Source organism: Phycisphaeraceae bacterium, assembly GCA_019636675.1.
GTDB lineage: Bacteria > Planctomycetota > Phycisphaerae > Phycisphaerales > UBA1924 > JAHBXC01.
The window spans coordinates 16,002-31,203 of the sequence record JAHBXC010000005.1 but is presented as its reverse complement, the minus strand read 5'-3'; the positions used below and the strand labels follow the sequence as shown (position 1 = coordinate 31,203).

Below are 15,202 nucleotides of genomic sequence, written 5' to 3'. Positions count from 1 at the left end.
GAAGTCGCGCGTCAAGTGAAGCGCGACCACGGAATGTTGGCAAGCCCCTCCCGGCGTCGGCCCCGCGCATCCCCTGGTCGGGCGCCGAAACCGTTCCCGATCGGCGCGCACGACGCCCCGTTTCGCACGACAATGCCCCCATGCCCACAGTCATCGATCTCAGCCACGTCATCCACCACGCCATGACGACCGACCCGCGTCTGCCGGCGGTGCGCGTCGCCGATCTCTGGACGCGCGAGCAGTCGGCGTCCCGCTATTCACCGGGCGTTTCCTTCCAGATCGCGAGCGTGGAACTGCCTCAGAACACCGGGACCTACATCGATCTTCCCTACCACCGGCACGAGGGCATGGCGGGCTCGTGGGACTTCCCGCTCGAGCGCCTCGTCGACCTTCCGGGCGTGCTTTTCGACGTGCGCAAGACCCTGCCGCTGCGCGACAGACCGCTCATCCACCGGCACGACCTGGCGGGCCTGGACCTGCGCGGGCGCGCCGTGATTTTTCTGACCGGATGGGACGCGCACTGGGGTTCGCAGAGCTACGGCGCCGGGAACCACCCGGCCCTCAGCGCCGACGGGGCCGAGGCCTTGCGCGACGCCGGCGCCGCCCTCTTCGGCATCGATTCCATCAACGCCGACGACTTCGCCGACCTCGCGCGACCCGCCCACACCATCCTCCTGAAAGCCGAGATCCCCATCGTCGAGAACCTCACCGGCGTGGAGGCGCTCGTGGGCAAACGCTTCCGCTTCACGGCGGCGCCGGCGAAGGTGAAGGGGCTCGGCTCGTTCCCCGTCCGCGCGTACGCGACGGTCGAGCACTGACCAGCGACCCTCAGCGCAGCCCGTATTCCTTCAGTTTCCGGTACAGCGTGCGCTCCCCGATGCCCAGAAGCTTGGCCGCCTGTTCGCGGTTGCCCCCGGTCAGGCGCAGCGTCTCGCGGATCGCGCGCTTCTCGAGTTGCTCCAGCGGCGTGCCGGCGAGCGAACCGCTCCCCACCCCGGCTCCCCCGGAGCCCCCGGCGCCCCCGGAGCCATCACCCGACTCGTCCTCGTGCTCGTCGCCGATTCGGATGTCGTCGGGGATGTGGCGCACATCGACGGCCGAGTCGCCCCCGCCCAGGCACATCACCGTCATGTTCTGCACCACGTTGAGCAACTGGCGCACATTGCCCGGCCAGGTGTACGCCGTCAGCCGGAGCATCGCGGCGTCGGTCACTTCCGGGGGCGGCTCGCTGGCGCGCATCTGCCCGGCGAATCGCGCCACGGCGTGGCGGACGATGCGCGGGATGTCCTCGCGCCGCTCGCGCAGGGGGGGCAGGTGGATGTGGGCCGCGTTGATCCGGAAGAACAGGTCCTCGCGGAAGGCGCCTTCCTTGATGGACCCGCGCAGGTCCTTGTTGGTGGCGCTCACGAAGCGGACATCGGTGTGCTTCGGCGCGTTGGAGCCCAGCCGGACGACCTCGCCGCTCTCGAGGACGCGCAGGAGCTTGGCCTGCATGGTCATGGGCATGTCGCCGATCTCGTCGAGGAAGAGCGTGCCCTTGTCGGCGTACTCGAAGACGCCCTCGCGTTCCTTGTCGGCGCCGGTGAAGGCGCCTCGCACATGCCCGAACAGCGCGTCCTCGAGCAGACTCTCGCTCTGGCCGGCGCAGTTGAAGGTCACATACTTCTTGTCCTTGCGCGGCGAGTTCTTGTGGATCGCCGCCGCGATCAACTCCTTGCCCGTGCCGCTCTCGCCGGTGATCAGCACCGGGATGTTCGCCTGCGCGACGGTCTTCACCGTCTGCAGGATGCGGCGCATCGGCTCGCTGCCGGCGATGATGCCCTCGAACCCGTCGTGCTGCACGAGTTCGGTGAGCTCGCCCGACTGGTGGCGCAGCAGCACCGTCTCGGCGGCGCGGTTCACGAGCGAGCGGAAGAGCTCGAGGTCCAGTGGCTTCTCGATGAAGTCGAAGACGCCCTCCTTGAACGCGGCCCGCGCCGTGGGCACATCCCCGTGCGCCGTGACCATGATCGTCTCGGCGTCGGGCTGGAGTTGGCGCGCGTGCTTGAGGACGATCATCCCGGCGTTGCCCCCGTCCGGCGCGACGCCCAGCTTCCCCGACGAGTTGGGCATCCGCAGGTCGGTCACGATGACGTCGAACACGCCCCCCTTGAGCTCCTGCATCGCCGAGGGGACATCGTTGACGATCGTGCAGACATGCCCGGGCCGGCGCAGCGCCTCGGCCATCACCTCGGCGTGGTCGGGCTCGTCCTCCACGATCAAAACCTGGGCGTGCGGGGTGTCGGGGTGCTGGGTCGTCATCGGCTGGAGTGTATTTCCGCGGCTCAGGGCTGGCCGGGACCGGGTGGGGGGGGCCGGTCGAGGAGGATGGTCACCGGCCCCTCGTTCACCAGCTCGATGCGCATGGACGCGCCGAAGACGCCCCGCGCGACCTTCAGCCGGTGGACGGACTCCAGACGCGCCGCGACGCGATCGACCAGGGGCGCTGCCAGGTCCGGCGCTTCGGCGTTCACGAACGAGGGCCGGTTGCCCTTGCGCGCGTCGCCGGCGAGGGTGAACTGCGAGACGATCATGACATCGCCCTTCGGGTGCAGGTCGAGGACCGAGAGGTTCATCTTGCCCTGCTCGTCTTCGAAGATCCGAAGGTTGGCGATCTTGTCGGCGAGCCAGTCCGACGCGCCTGGCGCGTCGCCCCGCTCTGCGCCCACGAGGACCATCAGCCCGCGCGCGATCGATTCGTCGTGCCCGGCGCCCGGTCCCTCGTCCACCCACACGCGCGCCCGTGAGACGCGCTGCACGACCGCTTTCATGCGCGGGGCTCCTCGTTGTCGGGATCTTCGCGCGTCAGCGCGTCCGTCGCGACCGAGAGCGCCACGACCGCTGCGCCCACCCCCAGCGCCACCGACAGCGGCGCCTTGAGCGTCGCCCAGCCGAACGCGTGCGCCAGCAGGTGGTAGGCCGTCGCCAGCGCCGCCAGCCCGCTCAGCGCCAGCGTGTTGACCGAAAGGTGCGCCCCGCCCAGCGCGCGAGGGAGGCGAGGCAGGTCGGCTTCGTCGAAGGTCTCTCGCGCGCCCAGACGACAGCGCGCCAGCGAGATCGCGCCGATGGGCACGAGCACGACAGCGCCGGCGATCGCCAGGATCTGGAAGGGCGTCACACCACCGCCGCGGCCATGCACGACACCATGCCCATGCCCTGCTGGTCCATCGCCGCGAGGTAGTTCAGCATCTTGGTGCGCTCGGGCGTCGCGCCGACGACCTTCATGGCCGCGGCCATGTTGCCGATCGAGCACCAGCGCGTGGGGTTGCCCTGCCACGCCATGCTGGCGATGAGCTCGTCGGGCTTGGCCTCGCTGACGAGCTTGAGCATGGCCTGGTCGTGCTGGATCGCGCTGTTGCGCGCCGCGATGCCCTGGGGGTTGGTGGCCTCGTCGCCGTGGAGGGGCGTGCGATCGCCGAACATCGGGCCGACATGCGAGAGATCCGCGGAGGCGATCACCAGCGTGCGCCCGGGCAGTTCCTCGATCGTCGCGCGCAGCGCCTCGACGAAGGGGTCGAAGTCGAGCCCGTAGCCGTCGTACGACTGGCCGCTGTTGCGCGCCGGGTCGTGGACGAGGGCCGCGAACACGGGGACCTGCTTGCCCTCGACATCGCCGACAGGGGGGCCGAAGACATGCTGGACCCAGGCGACCTGCAACTCGATGGAGTGCTCGCGCTCGTGGTCGTACTTGTCCTTGAGGAGACGGCGCTCGCCGTCCTCGCCCAGACGCCGGCGCAGGGCCGCGAGCACATCGTCCGCGAGGGGCGTGACGCCCAGGGGCGTCTCGAAGCCCTTGTCGCAGCCGACGACGCCGGTGCCCATGCCGAAGTGGTTGGTCCCGAGGATGATCACGCGATCGGGCTTATCGACGACGCGCATGCGCCCGTACACATGGGCGTAGTTCATCCACCCGCGCCCGTAGTCGAGGTGCGGCGCGATGACGGCGGCGGGGAGGTGGTCGAACGAGGGGTTGTCGACCGACTTGAACGCCTCGGCGATCCACAGGTCGAACTGCTCGCGCATCTTCGTCGCGCCGATCTCGGCCTTGGCCGACTCGCTGGCGTCCTGGCCCAGCTCCTGCATCGCGAGGACGTCGGCGAAGTTGGCGGTGACGCTGGGGGGCAGCGTCTTCGACGAATCGAACTGCTCGCGCACCTTCACGAGCATCGCTTCGAAGGACGGGCCCTCGAGGAGGCCGGCGTCGTCGAGCTGGGCGACGAACAACTCGAGGAACGAGCGCTCGAGCTTGCCCTGCACCTTGGCGCCCTGCTGGGCGGCCATCGAGGCGACCTGCTCGTTCACCTTGTTCACGACCGTGTCGAGGTCGTTGGCCCCGTCGAGGTGGGGGAGGATGAACTGGGCGGCGGGGGCGGTGAAGACCACCTTGTCCGAGATCTGCCGGGCGTCCGACAGCCCCAGCAGCTGCTGGCCCTCGCGCTGAGCGCCGAAACCGCGCACGGCACGCAGCTTGGGTCTCACCAGGTGGGGCTGGGAGGGGTCGTACTTGAAGACTGGCTGGTTCTGGCCGCCCGGGTTACCGGCGGCCCCGCTGGTGGGGTCGGTCATGGCAGGGGGAGTCTAGACAACGCGACGGGGAGGGCTACAGTCACCCTCCCCGAAACGCCGGCCGCGCAGGTGGGCTGCGCCGTCGCGTTGTCATCGAACCCAGCCCCCACTGCCGTCCCGACACCCGAAGCCCCCTTCGGCCCGCGACGACCCGCTCCAGAGGCGCCCCATGCCCGACACGATCACTCCCGCTTCCTATTCCGTCGGCCAGCACATCCGCTGCACGATCACCGCGTCGCCGCGGTCCAAGGGCGCCGAGAGCACGCTCGTCCGTCTCATGCGCCTCGACCCGGCCTCGAAGCGCGCCATGACCCGCGCCCACCGCGAGCGCATGCAGAACCTGCTCGTCCGCTCTCGCGGCGGTCGCCCCTGGTGCGTGCGCGAGCGCGCCGCCAAGATCGTTCGCGCCGAGACCGGCGAGACCTGGACCATGCCCTTCCTGCCCAAGTTCGCCCCCGATCTCAACTCGGTCGCCGAGTACCTCAAGATCGAAAAGGCGTGACACCGGCCCCGGTCGACCTACGATCGGGCATGGCACGGAACCTGACGAACCACATCCTCGCCGTCGGCCTCCTGGCCGGCGGCGTTGTCGCTTTCAGCCCGCTCTCCGGTTGCCGGAAGCACTCGTCCCAGGTCGCTTCCGAGGTGGACGAGGGCCTCATCGCCGACTTCACCGTGCGTGGGCGCGTCGTCGACCTCCCCGACCCCGCCCGACCGGCCAGCGACTTCAAGGTCTACCACGAGCCCATCCCCAGCTGGAAGCGCAACCACAACCAGCCGCCCGTCGGGATGAACGCCATGCAGATGCCCTTCCCCCCGGCCACCCCCGAGGTCATCGAGGGCGTCTCGGTAGGCGACATCGTCGAGATCGTCTTCCGCGTCAGCTACGACGCCGACGACGGCTCGCTCAAGGGCTGGAAGGCGATCCGCGTCACACAGCTCCCGGCCGACACCGCCCTGGTGTTCGACAAGCCAGCCCCGGCCCCCGCCCCCGCCCCCGCGCCCGAATAACCGCGCGACCCACGACACACTCGCACGGGCCCACGCTGCGCGCGTTATCCGCCGCGCCCGCGCAGAGCGACCGCGCGCGCCGCGCGTCGTTTGGATCGTCGCCGCGCGTTTCGCACACTCCATGGTGAAGGCGTGCATCGGGGGAGCGCACGCCGGCGGCGTCCGCCGCGCGAGGGTCGAGCCCGGCTGTCGGGTTCGGGTCGCGCGGGCCACGCAGACGCGCCGGCTGGCGGGCACGCGAGCACGGTCTCGGAGTCACCTATGAAGAACACCCGCACGAACCTCGGCCTCACCACCCTCGCCCTCGCCGCCTTCGCCGGCTCGGCCCACGCCGGCATCGCAGGCGGCGATGTGTACCAGATGAACCAGCGCGGCGAGGTCGTCGCGAAGTTCCTCAGTTCGGACGCGGGCGCCACCGGCTCGCTGTATTTCGTCGGGCACAAGGGATCCGGCGACGAGACGATCACCTACGCCGCCTCGAGCGACGCCTTCGGCCTGGGCCAGTTCGTCTTCAGCAACAAGGGCACGCCGGCCAACACCAGCGTCGGGCTCGGCCAGTTCAACGCCGGCGATTCCCTCTTCTTCGCGTACATCATCACCAAGGGCAGCGGCAACGCGCAGAAGGATTCCTTCGCGCGCAACGACCTCACCGACGGCGTCGACTTCTTCCGCACCAACTCCAGCGTCGCCACCGACTACGGCTCGTACAGCATCATCGGCGTCGAAGACATCTTCCTCAGGAACAAGTCCGACTTCGACTACAACGACATGCTCTTCGCCCTGCGCGTCGACGCCGTGCCCACCCCCGGCGCCGGCCTCCTCGCCGCGATGGGCGGCATCGTGGCGTTCCGTCGAAAGCGCCACTGAGAAGGCACGAGGCACAGGGCATAAGGCACACGGGAGGGAGCCGGGAGCGGGCAGCAGGGGAGTTCTTTCTTTCACCCCTCCCGCTTGCGGGAGGGGGCAGGGGGAGGGTCTTCTGACCCTCCACTGAGACAACAAAGCATCATCCACCCACGAGTCATTTTTCCTCGTGCGGGAAAGACAGCCGCCCCGATCTTTGTGACCGGGGCGGTTGTGATTTTGTCAGCGAGATTTTGGCAGGGTGCTCACCCGTTCCACTTGCGGATCGCAGGCCCCGTGTAGTTGCTCAGCGGGCGGATGAGCCGGTTGTTCTGGTGCTGCTCCATGATGTGGGCGGCCCAGCCGGTGATGCGCGCGGCGACGAAGATGGGCGTGTACTGGGGCACGGGGATGCCCATCGCGTAGTAGGTCATGCCGCAGGGGAAGTCGACGTTGGGGAAGATGCGCTTCTGGTCGTTCATGATCTTCTGGGTGCGCTCGCCGATCTCGAACCACTTGAGCGCCTCGCCGCCCTTCTTCTCGGCGTACTTGCGCCCGAGGGCGTGGAGCAGGGCGGCGCGGTGGTCGCCGTTCTTGTAGACGCGGTGGCCGAAGCCCATGATCTTGCGCTTGGTGGCGAAGGCGTCGGCCATGAAGGAGTCGACCTTGTCGAGCGAGCCGATCTCCTTGAGCATCTCCATGGCCTGCTCGTTGGCGCCGCCGTGGAGCGGGCCCTTGAGGGCCGCGATCGCGCCGGTGACGGCGCCGTGCAGGTCGGAGAGCGTGGCCGCGATGACGCGACCGGTGAAGGTGCTCGCGTTGAAGTCGTGCTCGGCGTAGAGGATCAGCGAGACATCGAGGATCTTGGCTTCCTCGGCGGTGGGCTTGGCGCCCTTCATCATGAAGAACAGGTTGGCGGCGTGGTCGAGCGAGGGGTCGGGCTGGATCAGGTCGCGCCCGTCGATCACATTCTGGATGTGCCCGATCATCGTGGCGATCTTCGCGGTCAGCGAGATCGACTTGGCGAGTTCGGCCTTGGGCGAGTTGTCCTGGCACAGCGGGTCGAGGTGAGCAAGGACGGAGACCGCGGAGCGCAGCACATCCATCGGGTGGGCGGCGGGCTCGCGCGCGGTCTTCTCGATGACATCGACGACGAGCTTCGGCAGGGCGCGCTGCTCGACGAGCTGCTTCTTGAACGCGGTGAGTTCCGCGGGCGAGGGCTTGTGCCCGATCAGCAGCAGGTGGGCGACCTCTTCGAAGGTCGCGTTGTTCGCAAGGTCCTCGATGGTGTACCCGCGATAGATCAGCTCGTCCTGCTCGACCGAGCAGATAGCGCTGTCGCCGGCGATCATCCCCTCGAGGCCGGCCCCGGGGACAGCGGCGGGCTTGGGCTTGGTCTCGGTCGATGCGGTCATGGATCGTGCTCCTGGTCGAGTGCGTGTCGTCGGTGTGTGATGTGTCGCTGCGGCGTGTCGGGCTGAGGGATCGCCCGGGGCTGTCGCCGGTTTCGCTCGCGTCCTGCGCGCGGGTCAGGGGTTCGTCCACGGGCGGGGCCCGGGGAACACCCACTCCTGCCCGGGAGTGTAGGAGAGCAGCCCGTACAGGTCGGCGCGGCTCTGCATCTGCCCCAGCGAGGCCCCCACATCCCCGTGCTCGCGCAGGGACGCCAGCATCCGCGAGACCTCGCCCATCGCGCTGCGCAGCGTGCTCACCGGGTGGATCACGCAGTGGTAGCCCAGCTCCCCGAAACGCTTGAGGGGGATGATCGGGGTCTTGCCGAACTCGGTCATGTTCGCCAGCAGGAAGCAGCCGGTGGGGCGGAGCGCGTCGGCGACCTTGGCGAAGTCCGCCTCGGACTGCAGGCCCTCGGGGAAGATCATGTCGGCGCCGGCCCCGACATAGGCCCTGGCCCGCTGGATCGCGGCGTCGACGCCCTGCACGCCCGCCGCGTCGGTGCGCGCGCAGACGATGAACGCCCCTGCAGAGCACGCGTCGCGCGCGTCGGCGGCCCGGCGCACCTTCTCGACCATGTGCTCGGTGGGGACCAGCGCCTTGCCGTCGAGGTGCCCGCAGCGCTTCGGGAACACCTGGTCCTCAAGGTGCAGACCGGCGGCGCCGGCGTGGTGGTACTCGTGCACGGCGCGCGTCACCATCTCGCCCTCGCCGAACCCCGTATCGGCGTCGGCGATGATCGGCAGCCCCGACGCGCGGAACACCTCGCGGATCACGCGGCAGAAGTGGTCGAGCGAGACAAGACCGACATCGGGCAACCCGGCGCACGCGCTGACGGCGGCGCCCGAGATGTACGCGCCCTCGAACCCGGCGTCGGCGACGGCGCGCGCCACCAGCCCGTTGTACGCGCCGGGCAGCGCGACGCAGCGCTGCTTCATCGCGTCGCGAAGACGCATGGCGGCGTGGGTCGCGGAGAAAATCGTCGGGTCGGGGGCGCTCGCGGGTGTGTTCTGTTCGGGCATCGCCCATCGTAGGGAGCGCCCGAAAGATGTCACCGACGCTGCTCGCTCGCGCAAACCCCCCGTACCGGCGGCCTGATCGCGCAGATTGTTGCACAGGAATTATTCCTGTCAAACAGTTGCGGCCCCGAGCCGGACGGCGCTATGCTGAGACTCAGTCTCAATTGTTGTTGCGCCCCGTTGAAGGAAGAGACCCATGCGTTCCACTCTGGCCCTGCTCGCCGTCCCTGTCCTGCTCGCGTCCGCTTCGAGCGCGTCGATCGTCGGCTTCGTCGAGACCTTCGACGCCGACTCCGCCAACTGGCGCAACTTCAACGGCGGCGCGGTCCTTGAGTGGTTCTCCACGGGCGGGCCCGACGGCTCGTCGTACGCGTCGAGCGTGTTCAACCTCTCGGGCACGAGCGTCGGCGGCTTCCCGCCCACCGTGATCCGCGCGCAGGCGAACTTCAACTCGTCGAACGGCGCGTATGTCGGCGACTGGATCGCCGCCGGCGTGACGGGCGTCTCCTTCGATATCCGCCACAACCTTTCCGAAGCGATCACGCTCACCGGGCGCTTCGCGACCCCGGCGAACAACCCGGGCGCGTCGACCGAGTCGCAGACCGTCATCGCGCCCAACCAGTGGACCACCATCGTCGTCGACCTGACCCCCGGCAGCCCCGACATCATCTCGTTCGGCAGCGGCAACTACCAGTCGATCTTCAGCAACATCGGCAACATCCAGATCGGCTTCAATGTCCCCGCGTCGCTCGCGGGTCAGGACATCAACGCCCGCTTCGACATCGATAACTTCCGCGTCATCCCCACCCCGGGCGGCGCGGGCCTGCTGGCGACGGGCCTCGCGCTCGGCCTGCGCCGGCGGCGCTGAGCGGGTGTGTCCAGATTGCGAGAACCCCCAGAACCCCGGCAACTGCCGGGGTTTTTCGTCGGATCGACCAAAGAACAACGCGGCGAGCCCTCTGTCGTGGAGGGCGCGCCGCGATGGTTGCGGCCGGCTCTTGGGAGCCGGCCGCGAATGGGATCGTGTTGTCGCTCAGCGACGACGACGGATCGCGATGCCGGCGATGCCGGCGAGCGCGAGCGCGCCGCCGGTGGGGAGCGGGATGATGATGAGCTGGTCCTGACGGATGCCGCTGGTCATGGCCGCGAGGCGACCGAACGAGTCTCCAGCGAACGCCCAGCCGAAGAACTGATCGAAGATCGCGTCGGCTCCGAGCGAGTTCAGCCAGTTGGTGTTGCTGGTGGTATTGCCGGCCACAGTGAACTCGCCGCCCCCGAAGACACTCGCGAGGGAGTAGCCGTTCATCGCGGTCGTCAGAAGGTTCCCCTCGTCTTCGAACGCGAGCTCCCAGACGACGAGCTGGAACGCCGTGGCCTGGTTGGTGGACATGGCGCTGGTGATGACGCTGCCGCGCAGGTCGATGAGGCCAGCGCCGACCGCGTTGGAGTAGAGCGACTGCAGGTAGCCGGCGCGGGTGGCGCCGATGAGGCCAGCGGGCGACGCCGGCACCGGCGCACCGGCGACGGTCCCGACGTTGTAGGTGGAGTAGGACCCGGCCACGTTCTGCCCGAGATCGACGCAGAAGGTCGTCAGCGTCTGATTGGCGAACCGCTGCGAGTCGTTGCGGAAGGTGTGCTGCAGGCCGCCGGCGCCGACATTCGACGGTCCGATGACCGGGCCGCCGTTGCGATCGAGCTGCACGGTGAAGGTGCCGCCGCGGCTGTAGAGCACGTTGTCGTACTTCGCGATGACCGTCGAGGCCGAGGCCCCGGTCGCGATCGCGGCGCCTGCCGCGAGGGCGATCCACATGAGTTTCATCTGCCGTTCCTTTCCAATCCTCTGACCCGCTGAGTCAGGCGGGGGCGCCTCTCTCTTCCTCACACGAGAAATTTCTTACTCAGCGGCGCCGAGAGCATACACCCCAAAGTGGCATCCCATAACTCGGGAATGCCCTAGAAGTCATGACGAGGGCGTGGTTTAGGGGACTACCCTGGGAATCTGGGAGAAGTTTGGGCGGGATCAAGGTGCCCTGATCATGGGATGGAAAGTTCCGGGGGGCAAAAGAGAAGCCGCGGCGGGCCCTCGTACATGGAGGACACGCCGCGGCATACGCGTTCGCAAGGTCATGGCGAACGCGTGAATGGGATTGGGTTGCCTCAGCGACGACGACGGATCGCGACGCCGGCGAGGCCAGCGAGCGCGAGCGCGCCGCCGGTCGGAAGCGGGATGATGACCAGCTGGTCCTGCGCCGTCCCGCTGACCATCGCGCGGAGCCCGCCGAGCGAATCGCCAGCGAAGGCCCACCCGAAGAACAGGTCGGTCATGTTGAAGACCGTCGCGTTGATGCTGTTGGTGACCTTGAAGGCGTCAACCTTCAGCAGGTCCTTGTAGTTCCCCAGGCCGACGGCGGCGGAGAGGATGCCGGCGTCCTCGAACGCGAGCTCCCAGACCACGAGCTGGAACGCCGCGGCCTGCTGGTTGGTCATCGCGTCGGTCGCGCTGCCGCGACGGTCGATGAGGCCAGCCTCGATCGCGTTGGCGTAGAGCGACTGCAGGTAGCCGGCGCGGATCGTGCCGATCGCGCCCGTCGGGGCGTCGGGCTCGGGGGCCGAAGCGACGCTGACGACGTCGTAGGTCTTGACCTGCCCGACGACGTTCTGCGCGATGTCGATGCAGAACGTGCGCAGCATCTGACCAGCGAACAGCTCCGAGTCGCCCTGCACCTGGTGCTTGAGGGCGCCCGCGTTCACATTCGCCGAGATCGTGCCCTGCGAGTGCGTCATCGAGATGTTGTACGTGCCGGTGTTCTGACCGAGGCCCATGTACTTGGCCTTGATCGTCGCGGCGGACGCGCCGCCAGCGCACGCGGCGATCGCCGCGCATGCAACAAATGTACGAACCATTGGAATCCTCTCTCCGTGGTGACCTTTCGCCGACGCCGGGCCCGCCGGGACCCTCTCCATCTCCTGAAACACTCTCTCTCGTCGGCTGGGGACAGAGTACAACCCAAACCGAGGGAGTCGAGCGCCGAAGGTCGTCAAAAACCACGTAAATGTGTGTCAAACAGACGCTTACCGGACCGGCGCCGCCGGAGCGATCAACCGAAACCCCCGCGCTTCGCCAGTGTGAAGTCGTTGAGGTGCGCCACGTCCGACGCGCTCATCTTCTCCAGGTTCTCAAACCGCTCGACCAGCCCCTCGGTGGAGTCGCTCGAGAGACGCGCCATCAGCGCGAACTTGTGACGCAGGATGTCGCGAAGGTCCGCCGTCGTGTTGCGCGCGTGCCCGGCCGGGTACATGACCAGCCCCGAGTCGTGCACCTTGCCCGAAGCGTCCTCCATCTTGAGCGAGGTCGGGATGCCGTCGGGGTACTTCGCGTCGTACTCGGGGCCGCCGTGCTCGAAGCGGATCTTCTGCATGATCGAGCGCGTGACCGGGTTGAAGATCGCGCTCGCGTCTTCCTTGTAGTCCGCCGGCTCGAGCATGAGCGCCTTCCAGACCGCGTCGTGCGCGCCGCCCCCCTTAGGAAGCGACCCGCCGTTCTTCGCGGCGAACTCGCACGCCTTGCGCAGCAGCGTCGCGACGATGTACGCCATCGAGTGGTCGGCGCTCTGGCGCGTCTTCGGGTCCATCTTCATCGGGTTGCCGATGATGCCGAAGGCCGGCTCGTACGCCAGGATGGTGATCGTCTTCACGCTCTCGCCCGGGGCGCCCTTGAGCAGCTCGGGCGACTTGCTCACCAGATCGATCACGCCCTGCAGCGCGCCTGCCGACTGGTGCTCATACAGCCCCAGCTTGAAGTGCATCCCCATCACCGCGAAATCATCCCCGCTGTGGCCCAGGTGCAGGTCGAAGGGCGCGGGCGCCATCTCCTTCCAGCGCTCCTTGCCCTGCGTGGTCGGCTCGAAGAAGCGGAAAATCGCCTCGGGGTTGCGGAAGATGTCGCGAGGCCCCAGGAACCCGCGCTTCGAGCGCATCGCGCTCAGCACCGCCACCTCGCTGCTGATGGCGGCGGACGCGCCCTTGCTGTCGCTCAGCTGCTTGCCCGCCCGGATCGCGCGCCACGGGATGTAGTGCGCCACCACCATGCCGATCGCGCTCTCGATCTGCTCTTCGGTCGCGCCCGTCATCGCGCCGTACACCGCCGCCGACGCGATCGCGCCGTGCACCACGTGGTCGATCTTGTAGGACTTGAGCGAGAACACCTCGGCCAGACGCCCGCGGATCTCGTCGATCGCCAGCAGCCCGCGCAGCGTCGTCATGCCGTCGAGCCCCATCGTCTGGGCCGCGGCGATCGCCACCGGGTAGAAGTCGTTGTGCCCGAACTCGCCCGCGGTGTGCCCCAGCGCGGGGTTGTAGCCGAAGTTCGTCCCGTTGCTGTCCCACTCGCGCACCGCGGACGAGTTGGCGACGACCGCCTTCTCGGGCTTCACGCGCGTGGAGTCTCCGAAGATCGTCGCGCCTTTCGGGTCGGGGTACTCGAGCGCCTCGGCGCGCAGCACGGTGGGGGCGTTGGTGCCCAGCGCGATCGCCGACAGGCCGCAGAAGGTGGCGTCGACGTGGAACAGGTTGACGCGCTCGAACACCGAGTCGTCCGGCTGCCCGAAGCGGGCGCCCTTCGCGTCTTTCCCACGCACGAAATCGATCGCGTAGCGCGCGATCCCCAGGGCCTGGTTGCTGTCGGCCGGGAGGATCATGTGCGTGTCGGTGACCTGGAACGCGTGCGCGGCGGGGGCTTCGGCGGCGGGCATGGGGCTCTCCTCAGGGTGAAACGAAGGGACCAAGGGTAGGGGGCGACCCCCGGCTCGCGGCAAAAAAGAAAGCGCGGGCGAGGATGCCTCGCCCGCGCAGGGGGTGTCTCAGGGGGACAGGGGGGTCAGCGGCGTCGGCGCAGGGCCGCGACGCCGAGCATCCCGCCCAGCGCGAGGGTGGCGCCGGGCGCCGGGATCAGCTGGAAGTAGTTGGCCGAGATCCAGTCGGCGAGGTTGTATCCGCTCTCGAGACCGAACTCGCCGTCGAACCACCAGTGCACGCCCAGATACACGCGGCTGATCGCGTTCTCGAACGCCGCCTGGCTGAACGAGTCGAACGAGCGCAGCACGCCGATCGCGTCCGGGTCGTCGGTGCCGATGGTGAACGAGATGTTGTCTGAGCCGAAGAAGGCCGCCATCACGCCGGCGTGCACGCCGGCGAAGGTGGCGTGTCCCGAGGTGTACGCCGGGAAGGGGGGCGTGTACATCGCGAGGGCCTCCCAGGTCGGGTCGGAGATGGTGTCCGCGTTGCCGTCTTCGTCGGCGCGCCGGATGCCCTCGATGGGGCGCCACAGATCCATGTCGGTGTTGTACTTGGCGTCCCACGCGACGATCGCCGCGTCGCCCATCGCGACGCTGACCATCGCGAACAGTCGCGCCTTGTCCTGCAGGGACAGGTTCTGGTCGTCGGCGACGACCTGGGTGATGTAGTTGAGGTGTCCCGGCGGCTTGAAGGTGCCGTCCATGTCGTTCGCCCAGAAATAGGCGATCTCGGTCTGGTCGGCGGTGCGCGTCGCGCTGTTGCGCGCGCCGAGTTCCTTCACCTGGTTGAAGTCCTGCGTGTAGCGCTCGCTGGTGAGCGCGGGCGCCTCGGGCGGGCGGAACTGATCGCCCTGATCCATCGTCCAGGGACGGACATTGCCCCAGTGCGGGCCGTAGGGGTCGCTGAAGTTCGGGAAGGTGGGGTTCCAGTTCCCGGGGGCGGCGCCGGGCGTGTACTTGATCTCGTTGTCCCACCCGTCCGTGTCGCACCAGGGCAGCATGTCGTCGGCGATCTGATTCGCCAGCGCGATGCCCAGGTTGCGCGCGTTCGCGTCGCCGATCGAGCTCAGGTGCGACGCGAGCAGGTTGTCGTACTGCGTCTGCAGTTCCGGCGTCAGACTCGCCGTTGCGCTCAGCACGCGGTGCGCCGCCTGCGCGATCGCGGCCTCCATCGACGCCTGCTCGTAGCCGCCGATGCGGTTGCGATACTGGGTGTGCGTCGTGTTGATCGAGTTCACCGCGTCGTACATCGCCACGTTCATGATCGCGCCGATGCGCGAGATGTGGCCCGGGCCGCCTCCCATGACGCGGATCGCATCGCGGTAGGCGCTGTTCCAGTCGTTGATCACATCGCCGTGCGCCGTGCACGACATCGCGAGCGCCAAACCGGCGCACGCCTTCAAAGCAGTTCTGTGCATGCCTGACTCCTTTCCCACAAGAGCATGTAGCATCGCACCCCGACCGGGGTGGTGTCAAGAC

At 68.3% G+C, this 15,202-nt stretch carries 15 protein-coding genes; 5 read left to right on the top strand and 10 right to left on the bottom strand.

The window, feature by feature from the left end:
* Window positions 1-140: 140 nt before the first annotated feature.
* Complete coding sequence (locus KF684_12925) at window positions 141-818, top strand: cyclase family protein (GenBank protein MBX3353829.1); 678 nt, start codon at window positions 141-143, stop codon at window positions 816-818.
* A gap of 10 nt (window positions 819-828) precedes the next feature.
* Here KF684_12925 and KF684_12920 read toward each other — a convergent pair whose 3' ends face one another.
* From KF684_12920 to amrB, 4 genes are read right to left on the bottom strand one after another with little or no spacing between them, the layout of a single operon-like run.
* Window positions 829-2,301, bottom strand: a complete 1,473-nt coding sequence (locus tag KF684_12920) for a sigma-54-dependent Fis family transcriptional regulator (GenBank protein ID MBX3353828.1) — start codon at window positions 2,299-2,301, stop codon at window positions 829-831.
* A gap of 23 nt (window positions 2,302-2,324) precedes the next feature.
* Window positions 2,325-2,810: a D-tyrosyl-tRNA(Tyr) deacylase gene (gene dtd, locus KF684_12915; protein MBX3353827.1), complete on the bottom strand. Its 486-nt coding sequence runs from the start codon at window positions 2,808-2,810 to the stop codon at window positions 2,325-2,327.
* Window positions 2,807-3,157 (bottom strand): hypothetical protein, encoded by a 351-nt coding sequence (locus KF684_12910; GenBank protein ID MBX3353826.1) that lies wholly within the window; start codon window positions 3,155-3,157, stop codon window positions 2,807-2,809. Before KF684_12910 ends, dtd begins: the two co-directional genes overlap by 4 nt.
* A complete protein-coding gene (amrB, locus tag KF684_12905) occupies window positions 3,154-4,605 on the bottom strand; it encodes an AmmeMemoRadiSam system protein B (protein ID MBX3353825.1) in 1,452 nt (483 codons plus the stop codon). The genes KF684_12910 and amrB overlap by 4 nt, the downstream gene beginning before the upstream one ends.
* A gap of 169 nt (window positions 4,606-4,774) precedes the next feature.
* Here amrB and KF684_12900 point away from each other — a divergent pair, with 169 nt between their 5' ends.
* From KF684_12900 to KF684_12890, 3 genes are all read left to right on the top strand, one after another.
* Window positions 4,775-5,107: a hypothetical protein gene (locus tag KF684_12900; protein MBX3353824.1), complete on the top strand. Its 333-nt coding sequence runs from the start codon at window positions 4,775-4,777 to the stop codon at window positions 5,105-5,107.
* Between the two features lie 29 nt (window positions 5,108-5,136).
* Window positions 5,137-5,616 carry a copper-binding protein gene (locus KF684_12895; GenBank protein MBX3353823.1) on the top strand — a complete coding sequence of 160 codons (480 nt, stop codon included), beginning with the start codon at window positions 5,137-5,139 and terminating at the stop codon, window positions 5,614-5,616.
* A gap of 261 nt (window positions 5,617-5,877) precedes the next feature.
* Window positions 5,878-6,483: a hypothetical protein gene (locus tag KF684_12890; GenBank protein MBX3353822.1), complete on the top strand. Its 606-nt coding sequence runs from the start codon at window positions 5,878-5,880 to the stop codon at window positions 6,481-6,483.
* 242 nt (window positions 6,484-6,725) lie between these two features.
* Here KF684_12890 and KF684_12885 read toward each other — a convergent pair whose 3' ends face one another.
* Both KF684_12885 and KF684_12880 read right to left on the bottom strand, forming a co-directional pair.
* On the bottom strand, window positions 6,726-7,874 hold the full coding sequence (locus KF684_12885; GenBank protein MBX3353821.1) for a citrate synthase: 1,149 nt from the start codon (window positions 7,872-7,874) through the stop codon (window positions 6,726-6,728).
* A 114-nt stretch (window positions 7,875-7,988) separates the two neighbouring features.
* Entirely contained in the window at window positions 7,989-8,933 is a 945-nt protein-coding gene (locus KF684_12880) for an isocitrate lyase/phosphoenolpyruvate mutase family protein (protein MBX3353820.1), read from the bottom strand.
* A gap of 193 nt (window positions 8,934-9,126) precedes the next feature.
* On the opposite strand from KF684_12880, the gene KF684_12875 reads away from it, so the two are divergent.
* On the top strand, window positions 9,127-9,798 hold the full coding sequence (locus KF684_12875) for a hypothetical protein (protein MBX3353819.1): 672 nt from the start codon (window positions 9,127-9,129) through the stop codon (window positions 9,796-9,798).
* 165 nt (window positions 9,799-9,963) lie between these two features.
* Here the strand turns inward: KF684_12875 and KF684_12870 are convergent, their stop codons facing one another.
* The 4 genes from KF684_12870 to KF684_12855 form a co-directional block, all read right to left on the bottom strand.
* Entirely contained in the window at window positions 9,964-10,749 is a 786-nt protein-coding gene (locus tag KF684_12870; protein MBX3353818.1) for a hypothetical protein, read from the bottom strand.
* Between the two features lie 338 nt (window positions 10,750-11,087).
* Window positions 11,088-11,834: a hypothetical protein gene (locus KF684_12865; GenBank protein MBX3353817.1), complete on the bottom strand. Its 747-nt coding sequence runs from the start codon at window positions 11,832-11,834 to the stop codon at window positions 11,088-11,090.
* Between the two features lie 194 nt (window positions 11,835-12,028).
* Window positions 12,029-13,681, bottom strand: a complete 1,653-nt coding sequence (locus tag KF684_12860) for an MmgE/PrpD family protein (GenBank protein MBX3353816.1) — start codon at window positions 13,679-13,681, stop codon at window positions 12,029-12,031.
* A gap of 125 nt (window positions 13,682-13,806) precedes the next feature.
* Window positions 13,807-15,141 carry a vanadium-dependent haloperoxidase gene (locus KF684_12855; GenBank protein MBX3353815.1) on the bottom strand — a complete coding sequence of 445 codons (1,335 nt, stop codon included), beginning with the start codon at window positions 15,139-15,141 and terminating at the stop codon, window positions 13,807-13,809.
* Between the last annotated feature and the right edge of the window lie 61 nt (window positions 15,142-15,202).